Below are 10,078 nucleotides of genomic sequence, written 5' to 3' on the forward strand. Positions count from 1 at the left end.
AAAAGTCTTACCGTGCTATGGTGTATGGAGAAGGTCCTGCCTACTCAAACGCTATGGATGTTGTAGAAGACTCTTACAACAACGGAATCTTCGACGAATTCGTTCTTCCTTCTGTTTTGAAAAGGGAAAACGGAGAGCCGGTTGCAACGATTTCTGATAACGACGCAGTTATTTTCTACAACTTCCGTCCAGACCGTGCGATCCAAATTTCTAACACGTTTACAAATAAAGATTTCCGTTCGTTCGACCGCGGCGATAAGCATCCACAACAATTAAACTTCGTGTGCTTAACACACTTTAGTGAAACGGTTGACGGATATGTTGCCTTTGCGCCAACGAACCTTGATAACACACTCGGTGAAGTGTTATCTCAAAACAATCTGTCACAGCTTCGTATTGCTGAAACAGAAAAGTACCCACACGTAACGTTCTTCATGAGCGGTGGACGTGAGGCGGAATTCCCTGGTGAAAAGCGTATCTTGATCAACTCACCAAAAGTTGCAACATATGACCTTCAACCAGAAATGAGTGCTTATGAAGTAACAGACGCGTTAGTAAAAGAGATCGAGGAAGATAACTTCGATGCGATTATCTTAAACTTCGCTAATCCTGATATGGTAGGTCACTCTGGAATGTTAGAGCCAACAATTAAAGCGATTGAAACGGTAGATGAGTGCCTTGGTCGTATTGTTGATCTGATCATTAAAAAAGGTGGAACAGCGATAATCACAGCCGATCATGGGAATGCTGATGAAGTAGTGACATTAGAGGGTAACCCAATGACTGCTCACACCACAAACCCAGTTCCAGTTATCGTTACAAAGGAAGGCATAGAGCTTCGTGAAGACGGAATCCTTGGCGACCTTGCACCAACGATGCTTGAACTATTAAACGTAGCACAACCAGCTGAAATGACTGGGAAGACATTACTTAAGAAATAATTTAGTATCGATTGTGGATGCCGGACCTGCTAGCACATGGCGGAAGCAAGCGTTACTGACCATTTTTCAAAATTAAAAAGGCAGTTTACGCCTTTGGCGAAACTGACCCCAATAAAAAATAAAAATTTTCTATAATAAGGAGAGATTTTATCATGCCATATATTCAACATGTATACGCTCGTGAAGTATTAGATTCTCGCGGAAACCCAACTGTAGAAGTAGAAGTAATCACTGAGTCTGGATCATTCGGACGCGCTATCGTTCCATCTGGTGCATCAACTGGTGAGCACGAAGCAGTAGAACTACGTGATGGCGACAAGTCACGCTACCTTGGAAAAGGTGTTCAAAAAGCTGTAGATAACGTAAACAACATTATCGCTGAAGAAATCATCGGTATGGACGTAACTGACCAAGTTGGAATCGACCGTACTATGATCCAATTAGACGGAACTGACAACAAAGGTAAGTTAGGCGCTAACGCAATCCTAGGTGTTTCTATGGCTGTTGCTCATGCTGCTGCTGAATTTGTAGGTCTTCCATTATACCGTTACCTTGGCGGATTCAACGCGAAGCAACTTCCAACTCCAATGATGAACATCATCAACGGTGGATCTCATGCTGACAACAACGTTGACTTCCAAGAGTTCATGATCTTACCAGTAGGAGCTCCTACTTTCAAAGAAGCAATCCGTATGGGTGCTGAAATTTTCCATTCATTAAAGAAAGTTCTTTCTGACAAAGGTCTTAACACTGCTGTAGGTGACGAAGGTGGATTTGCTCCAAACCTTGGTTCTAACCGTGAAGCTCTACAAGTTATCATGGAAGCAATCAAAAACGCTGGTTATGAGCCTGGAAAAGACATTTTCTTAGGTATGGACGTTGCTTCTTCTGAGTTCTTCAACAAAGAAACAAAGCAATATGACCTAGCTGGAGAAGGCCGCACTGGTTTATCTTCTGAAGCAATGGTTAATTTCTACGAAGAATTAGTAAACGAATTCCCAATCATCTCAATCGAAGATGGTTTAGACGAAAACGACTGGGAAGGCCACAAGCTATTAACTGAGCGCATCGGTGACCGCGTTCAATTAGTTGGTGACGACCTATTCGTTACAAACACAAAGAAGCTTGCTGAAGGTATCGAAAAAGGAATTGCTAACTCAATCCTTATCAAAGTTAACCAAATCGGTACACTTACTGAAACTTTCGAAGCAATCGAAATGGCGAAGCGCGCTGGTTACACAGCAGTTGTTTCTCACCGTTCTGGTGAAACTGAAGATGCTACAATCGCTGACATCGCAGTTGCAACAAACGCTGGTCAAATCAAAACTGGTTCTATGAGCCGTACAGACCGTATTGCTAAGTACAACCAACTTCTTCGCATCGAAGACGAGCTTGGCGAATTAGCTGTATACGATGGAATGAAATCACTTTATAACTTAAAGAAGTAATTTGAGTTAGGGGGGTGGCCTTGTGCCACTCCTTTTTTTGGTTTTGGAGCCGAATATTTTTTCCGTTATTATAAGGAAAAAGAACATCTGTAGACCCCATTGTTATTGTAGTAAATTAAAACTATACAAGCTTATCGTTTTATTTACTTGAAGAGGTGTTTGATATGACCGCTTTTATTGGGGAAATAGTGGGTACGGCTATTTTAATTTTTATAGGATGTAGTGTGTGTGCGGGAGCTTCACTGAAAAAATCATATAGTTATAATCCGGGATGGTTTTCAATTCAATTTGCTTGGGGATTTGCTGTAGTGTTAGCGATCTTTATGGTTGGAAAATATAGTGGAGCTCACTTAAATCCAGCTGTCACCTTGGCTTTTGCTTTTACAGGAGCATTCTCCTGGAGTCTTGTCCCGACTTATATGGTTGGCCAGTTTCTCGGAGCGATGATTGGGGCGGTAGCGGTATTTTTGCATTATTTGCCCCATTGGAAGGAAACAGAAGACCCAAATGTAAAGCTTGGAATATTTGTTACGGGACCAGCAATTCCACATTCGTTTGCCAATTTATTAAGCGAGATCTTTGCCACCTTCGTTTTAGTGCTTAGCTTGCTTTCTATAGGAGCTTCTGAATTTACGAAGGGTCTGCAACCCATTATGGTTGGATTTTTAATTATTACATTAGGTTTGGCTTTTGGTGGGACGACGGGATCCGCCATGAATCCTGCCCGTGATCTAGGACCAAGAATTGTTCATTTTCTGTTGCCGATTCCGGGAAAGGGGTCATCGAATTGGAAATATGCTTGGGTTCCAGTTGTAGGACCGCTTCTTGGAGGGTGCTGTGGTGGATTCTTTTATCAAGCTGTTTTTCTTGGCAAAATGGTTCCTCAGCTCATCTTAACGATTGGGCTTATCGTTATTGTGTTGGTAGTTGCTCGTATGGCAGGTTTGAAAACTCATAAAAAATTGTTATTAGAAATGAATGCTCAAGTATAGGACAGACCGCAGCCCGAGGAGGGGATGCGGTTTTTTGTGGCTGGCAGTTGAGTAATTCGGATTGGGAGCTCTTCAGTGTTTGCGGATAAAAGTGATTTCGCGGATAAATCGAAAAAAACGCAGATAAAAGGGGATTTCTTTCGCGGATAAATCGGAAATATCGCAGATAAACCAAAAAACATCTGGGGACTCAACTTTCAAGAACTCTCTGCATTTTTGGTTAGATATAGATCGAGAGATGAGTAAAAAATAATCTACTCTACCTTTTCTCCCACCACCCCTTATTTCCTCCTATCAGGAAAACTATTGTTTATCAAAGCTGGTTATGGTACATTAAAACTACTGCAATGTGCGTTTTAGGAGGTGGACTTTTTATGGAAACATTAGTTACTGTATTACTTGTGGTCGTTTCGATCGCTTTGATTGTGGTTGTGCTTCTTCAGTCTGGTAAAAGTACAGGTCTTTCTGGTGCTATCTCGGGTGGAGCGGAACAGTTATTCGGGAAGCAAAAGGCACGTGGACTTGACCTATACCTCCACCGTGCGACGATCGTTCTGTCGGTATTATTCTTTATCTTAACGATCTTACTAGCGTACGTTATATAAGAGTCTACAAACCTGGCCACTTTCGGGGTCAGGTTTTTTTGTGGCTGTTGTAACATGTTCGAACATATCATTGGAATGTCTTCGCAAACTATGATTACAATAATTAAATAGATACGAACAGTTTAAAGGAGTTTTACATATGAAAATTGCTATGCCAAAGCCATTTACGTTTGAGGGGGGACCACGAGCGGTACTTCTTCTACACGGTTTTACGGGTAACAGTGCTGACGTTCGAATGCTAGGTCGTTTTTTAGAAAAAAGAGGCTATACCTGTCATGCCCCGCACTATAAAGGACATGGTGTTCCACCGGAAGAGCTTGTTCATACGGGACCTGAAGACTGGTGGCAGGATGTGACAGAGGCGTATGAGTATCTGAAAAATAAGGGGCACAAGGAGATTGCTGTGGCCGGGCTCTCTCTAGGTGGCGTATTTTCACTGAAATTGGGTTACACTGTACCTATTAAGGGAATTGTTCCAATGTGTGCCCCGATGTACATAAAAAGTGAAGAAGTCATGTATGAGGGAATACTTGATTACGCTCGTGAATTCAAAAAACGTGAAGGAAAATCAACCGAGCAAGTCGAAGCAGAGATGGATGACTTTAAAAAGACACCTATGAATACGTTAAAGGCACTGCAAAACTTAATTGCCGATGTTCGTGATCATGTTGATCATATTTACGCTCCAACGTTTGTTGTTCAAGCGCGCCATGATCATATGATCAATACAGACAGTGCCAATATTATTTACAATGGAATTGAATCTGATGAAAAGTCTATTAAATGGTACGAAGAATCTGGACACGTCATCACACTAGATAAAGAAAAGGAACAGTTACACGAGGACGTTTTTCAGTTTTTAGAAAGTTTAAATTGGGAAGAATAAATGAAAAGGAGGGTTTACTATGGACGAAAGTATTAAACAACACGTCGATAAACTTCTTCATTATATGAAGGATGAAGCCTACAAGCCTCTAACCGTACAGGAGCTAGAAGAAGCATTTGGGATCCAGGACTCTGGTGATTTTAAAGATTTCGTTAAAGCACTTGTACATATGGAAGAAAAGGGACTTGTCGTCCGAACAAGAAGTAATCGTTACGGTCTGCCAGACAAGATGAACCTGATAAGAGGAAAATTAACAGGGCACTCGAAGGGATTTGCATTCGTTATTCCTGAAGAACCGGGAATGGATGATATTTTTATCCCACCAAATGAAACAAATAATGCGATGCACGGTGATACCGTATTAGCACGTGTAAACTCAGAAACATCTGGCCAGAGACGAGAAGGAACGATCGTAAGAATTCTTGAGCGTGGGATTCAGCAAGTGGTTGGAACATATACAGAAAGCAAGCACTTTGGCTTTGTGATTCCAGATGATAAAAAGTTTACGAGTGATATTTTTATTCCTAAAGCTGCTGCAAAAGGGGCAGTGGAAGGACATAAGGTTGTCGTGCATCTCACGATGTATCCAGAAGGAAGAAAAAGTGCAGAAGGTGAAGTTATTGAAATTCTTGGTCATAAAAATGATCCAGGGGTTGATATTCTTTCAGTCATTCATAAGCATGGACTTCCAGGGCCATTTCCGGAAGAAGCGATCAAGCAAGCAAATGAGACTCCAGATGAAATTGATGAAAAGGATCTCGTAGGTCGCCGCGATCTTCGAGACCAAGATATCGTTACCATTGACGGTGCTGATGCAAAAGACCTGGACGATGCTGTAACGGTTACAAAGCTTCCTAATGGAAATTACAAGCTGGGCGTACATATCGCTGACGTATCACATTATGTAACGGAGGAGTCTCCGATTGATCGTGAAGCAGCGGATAGAGGGACGAGTGTGTACCTTGTGGACCGAGTGATTCCGATGATTCCGCACCGCCTGTCAAACGGGATCTGCTCTTTGAATCCACAGGTTAACCGTCTAACGCTTTCTTGTGAGATGGAGATAACATCAACGGGTGAAGTCGTTAATCACGAAATTTTCCAAAGTGTGATCAAAACAAAAGAACGTATGACCTATAGTGACGTGAATAAAATCTTAACCGACAAAGACGAGGAGCTCTTGAAGCGTTACGAGCCACTCATCCCAATGTTTGAGATGATGGAAGAGCTGGCAGCTATCCTACGTAATAAGAGGATGACTAGAGGAGCTATTGACTTTGACTTTAAAGAAGCAAAGGTTCTTGTTGAAGAGGATGGCAAACCAACGGATGTGGTCATTCGTGAGCGTTCCGTTGCTGAAAGGTTAATCGAAGAATTCATGCTTGCGGCGAACGAAACAATTGCTGAGCATTTCCACTGGCTGGATGTGCCATTTATCTATCGTATTCACGAAGATCCAAAGGAAGATAAACTGCGTAAGTTTTTCGAGTTTATCACGAATTTTGGCTATATCGTAAAAGGAACAGCGAATGCGGTTCACCCTCGTGCGCTTCAGGAAATCATTGAAGAAGTACAAGGAAAGCCGGAAGAGATGGTTGTTTCAACCGTCATGCTTCGCTCGATGCAACAGGCGAAGTACGATCCAGAAAGTCTCGGTCACTTTGGATTATCAACGGAGTTTTATACGCACTTTACGTCACCAATCCGTCGATACCCAGACTTAATCGTTCACCGACTCATTCGAACGTATCTCATTGAGGGCAAGCTGGATCAAGCAACGCGTGAAAAATGGGATGCACGCTTACCAGACATTGCAGAACATACATCTAAGATGGAACGTCGTGCGGTTGATGCCGAGCGTGAGACGGATGAGCTGAAAAAAGCGGAATATATGATGGATAAAATCGGTGAGGAATACGATGGAATGATTAGTTCGGTGACAAACTTTGGAATGTTTGTTGAGCTGCCGAATACGATTGAAGGTTTAGTGCACGTTAGCTATATGACAGATGATTATTATCGCTTTGATGAGCGTCACTATGCGATGATCGGTGAGCGTACCGGGAAGGTCTACCGAATTGGAGACGAAATTACTGTACGTGTCGTAAAGGTTGATAAAGACGAGCGTTCCATCGACTTTGAAGTCGTTGGTATGAAGGGAGCTCGTCCGGTTGATCGCGATCGTACACCAAGGGTATTTAAAACAGGCAGTACCGAGAAAAAGCCTCGCAGAAAAGCGGGTACTGGGGAATCAAGAGGCGGATCTGGTGGCTCAAAGCCACGCGGTGGATCAGGTTCTGGCCCTGGCTCTGCCCGTAAGAAAAAGAAGCATTTTGAAAATGCACCAAAAGCGAAGCGTAAGAAAAAACGGTAATCATACAGAGAGAGCCATTCAGCATGGCTCTCTTCTTCCCTCTATTGGGGAATTTTGCTACAATAGAGAAACAGACGAGCACGAAAGGAGGAGAATATCGTGCCAAAAGGAATGGGGAAGGTCGTTGCCCAAAACAAAAAGGCAAACCACGACTACTTTATTGAAGAAACATATGAGGCAGGAATGGTTCTCCAAGGAACGGAAATTAAATCGATTCGTAATGGTCGTATAAACTTAAAAGATTCGTATGCAAGAATTCAAAACGGCGAAATCTATCTATTAAATGCTCATATTAGCCCATACGAGCAAGGAAATCGCTACAACCATGACCCTCTTCGCCAACGTAAGTTATTGCTTCATAAGAGAGAAATTGATAAACTATTAGGCGAAACAAAGGAAGCAGGTTACGCGCTAGTTCCTCTAAAGGTATACTTGAAAAATGGCTACGCAAAGATTTTAATTGGTCTTGGAAAAGGGAAGAAGAACTACGATAAGCGTGAAGATCTGAAAAAGAAGGAAGCAAAGCGTGACATCGAACGAGCTTTCCGAGAAAGACAGAAATAAGTTACTTACAAAAACTTACAATTGAAATCGTAAAGAAGTATGCTATAATAACTTATGTCGGGTAACTGACAAACATAATCTTAGCTCTGAAGCTTACCTTCAGACTTTCCTAACGTACGCTAGCGTGAAATACCAATAGCGCACCTTTAATTGAGGGGACGTTACGGATTCGACAGGGGTAGTTCGAGCTTAGGTTGCGAGTCGAGGGGATCGGCCTCGTTAAAACGTCAAAGCCTATAACTGGCAAAACAAACAACAACTTAGCTTTCGCTGCTTAATAGCGCGTAGCTGTTCCTCCCTCCATCGTCCATGTGGTAGGGTAAGGGACTCACTCTAAGTGGACTACGCCGGATCCCACCGTCTGAGGGTGAAGGAAGAGAACAACCAGACTAGCTGACCGGGCGCCTGTCGATAGGCAGATGGTTCAGCGAAATACGAATATGTCGACTACACTCGTAGACGCTTAAGTGCCGATATCTTTGGACGTGGGTTCGATTAGTTCATAGTCGCCTTGTGTGGTAACATACAAGTGAAAATTCGGCTTTATCGGTGAAACCTAAGTCGCACTCGTGGCGATAAGGCAATGCCGAGCGGTATGTGAAGCAATTCAACAGCCGTGTATCGACTTATAGGCTGCCAACATGGTAGTACTAGGATGCAGCATCCTGCTTGTGAAGCAAGCAAAACTACGATCTGCATAATACGCCGAAGAACCTGTAACTTACAGGTTCAAGATATAGTCAGTGCCATCTCGAAAGAATGGAATAGCACGTCCCACCGTCTCCACCAAATACATATTTGGTGGTTTTTATTTTGTCTAAAACGCTATAACCGAAAAAAATCCTCTTCAAATTGAAGTTTTTGTTTTAATAATGTAGATGTATATTTCCCATTTCTTGGACTAACATTTTCATAATATTTAAGAATCCAAAGGGCGCGTGCTCTTTTTTTACTAATCCTTAAATAGGGATGTATTTTTTCCAATACTTCAAACACCTTTTCTTTTTTCTTAATAGTTAAAGTGTAGGAGTCTTTATGTTTTGCGGGATTATAATTTTTTTTATTGTTTATTACTCCATCTGTTAAGCTTTTTATGTAAATTAATAATTCTCTATCAGTAGAGGAGATCGATATACAAGGTCTCCTAAATTCTCCTTTATGCATTCTTGTTAAAGTTATAGAACCTTCACCATCAATAATTCCAGCTATATATGAAGCTTCCCATTCCTTCAATTAGCTTCCCTCCCTTAAAGAACAAGTGTTCTTATATTATTATTTTATAGTATTGTAAGATGTTTGACTTAACGAAATAAGGACAATTTATTACATAATGAAATAAGTGCTGTATGAAGTTGATTTGATAGGTCGATCTATAATCTTTGTAAAAAGCTCTATTTAGAAGGACCCTGGAAACAAATTTAAAGTGATAATATTTTATGAATTAGAAGAAAATAGTTGTAGGAAAGGAGGGATTGTCTGTGAAAATGAGGTTAACAGGGTTATTCGTTTTGCTTTCGATGATTTTGGTTATGACAACACCATTTGGTGTGTTTGCCAAAGACGGGAACGTGACGAAACCTATGGATATGGAGAAAGCAATTGAAGTTGAGTTAAACGATGATTACTTTAATCCGAAGGTTATCACTATTCCTAATGGCAAAACGACAACGTTGATATTAAAAAACAAAGGTAAGAAAGAGCATACCTTTACAGTGGAAAAGCTCGGAATTGACGCAGAAGTTCAGCCGGGTAAAGAAAAAACAATTACTGTAAATCCGAAAACCCCTGGTACATACGAACTAATATGTAGGTACCATGTCAAGGAAGGTATGGTTGGAAAAGTAATAGTCAATTAACTAGCAGGGCCATTCGTGCCTTGCTTTTATTTTTGACAACTTTAGCTGTTTATTATTTTAGTTGTACAAATATATGATAAACCTCTTGTTTTTTATAAAAGAATTATGTAATATGTAATCCTTGGCTTCCGATGTTGAAGCCTCTTGAAAAAATAATTTTAAAACAGAAGTTGACTTCTGCGAATTAAGATGATATAGTATTACTTGTAGCCGACAACAACGACTTGAAAAAAACTATTAAAAAGTTTTTTCGCAGAAGTTGACAATGGTGAAAAGATATTGTAAGATGATCAAGTGCTTAATTGAACCTTGAAAACTGAACAAGACAACAAACGTCAACGTTAATTCAAAGTTTTAACTTTTTAAGAGCTAATCTTACTCTTTATTGGAGAGTTTGATCCTGGCTCAGGAC

Annotated in this window: 9 protein-coding genes and 1 other RNA gene; 9 read left to right on the plus strand and 1 reads right to left on the minus strand. The window is 41.1% G+C overall.

Annotated elements, in window-relative coordinates; genetic code table 11:
• The 8 genes from gpmI to ssrA form a co-directional block, all read left to right on the plus strand.
• The coding region (gene gpmI / locus ACGLXV_RS23970) for a 2,3-bisphosphoglycerate-independent phosphoglycerate mutase (protein ID WP_391560602.1) at positions 1–941 on the plus strand (941 nt) is incomplete at its 5' end.
• A gap of 152 nt (positions 942–1,093) precedes the next feature.
• The gene (eno, locus tag ACGLXV_RS23975; RefSeq protein WP_119709959.1) at positions 1,094–2,389 is read left to right on the plus strand and encodes a phosphopyruvate hydratase; all 1,296 of its coding nucleotides are present in this window, start codon (positions 1,094–1,096) and stop codon (positions 2,387–2,389) included.
• Between the two features lie 164 nt (positions 2,390–2,553).
• On the plus strand, positions 2,554–3,381 hold the full coding sequence (locus tag ACGLXV_RS23980) for an MIP/aquaporin family protein (RefSeq protein WP_391560603.1): 828 nt from the start codon (positions 2,554–2,556) through the stop codon (positions 3,379–3,381).
• Between the two features lie 374 nt (positions 3,382–3,755).
• Complete coding sequence (secG, locus tag ACGLXV_RS23985) at positions 3,756–3,986, plus strand: preprotein translocase subunit SecG (RefSeq protein ID WP_119709957.1); 231 nt, start codon at positions 3,756–3,758, stop codon at positions 3,984–3,986.
• Between the two features lie 139 nt (positions 3,987–4,125).
• A complete protein-coding gene (locus tag ACGLXV_RS23990) occupies positions 4,126–4,872 on the plus strand; it encodes an alpha/beta hydrolase (protein ID WP_391560604.1) in 747 nt (248 codons plus the stop codon).
• 19 nt (positions 4,873–4,891) lie between these two features.
• Positions 4,892–7,246 (plus strand): ribonuclease R, encoded by a 2,355-nt coding sequence (gene rnr, locus ACGLXV_RS23995; RefSeq protein ID WP_391560605.1) that lies wholly within the window; start codon positions 4,892–4,894, stop codon positions 7,244–7,246.
• A gap of 99 nt (positions 7,247–7,345) precedes the next feature.
• Complete coding sequence (gene smpB, locus ACGLXV_RS24000) at positions 7,346–7,810, plus strand: SsrA-binding protein SmpB (RefSeq protein WP_119709954.1); 465 nt, start codon at positions 7,346–7,348, stop codon at positions 7,808–7,810.
• 162 nt (positions 7,811–7,972) lie between these two features.
• Positions 7,973–8,308, plus strand: a transfer-messenger RNA (tmRNA) gene (ssrA, locus tag ACGLXV_RS24005).
• 327 nt (positions 8,309–8,635) lie between these two features.
• Here ssrA and ACGLXV_RS24010 read toward each other — a convergent pair.
• Positions 8,636–9,043 carry an LAGLIDADG family homing endonuclease gene (locus ACGLXV_RS24010; RefSeq protein WP_391560606.1) on the minus strand — a complete coding sequence of 136 codons (408 nt, stop codon included), beginning with the start codon at positions 9,041–9,043 and terminating at the stop codon, positions 8,636–8,638.
• A gap of 239 nt (positions 9,044–9,282) precedes the next feature.
• Between ACGLXV_RS24010 and ACGLXV_RS24015 the strand changes: the two genes are divergently transcribed.
• Entirely contained in the window at positions 9,283–9,666 is a 384-nt protein-coding gene (locus ACGLXV_RS24015) for a cupredoxin domain-containing protein (protein ID WP_391560607.1), read from the plus strand.
• Positions 9,667–10,078 lie beyond the last annotated feature (412 nt).

This window comes from Robertmurraya sp. (assembly GCF_036676585.1).
In the GTDB taxonomy this organism is placed as follows: domain Bacteria; phylum Bacillota; class Bacilli; order Bacillales; family Cytobacillaceae; genus Robertmurraya_A.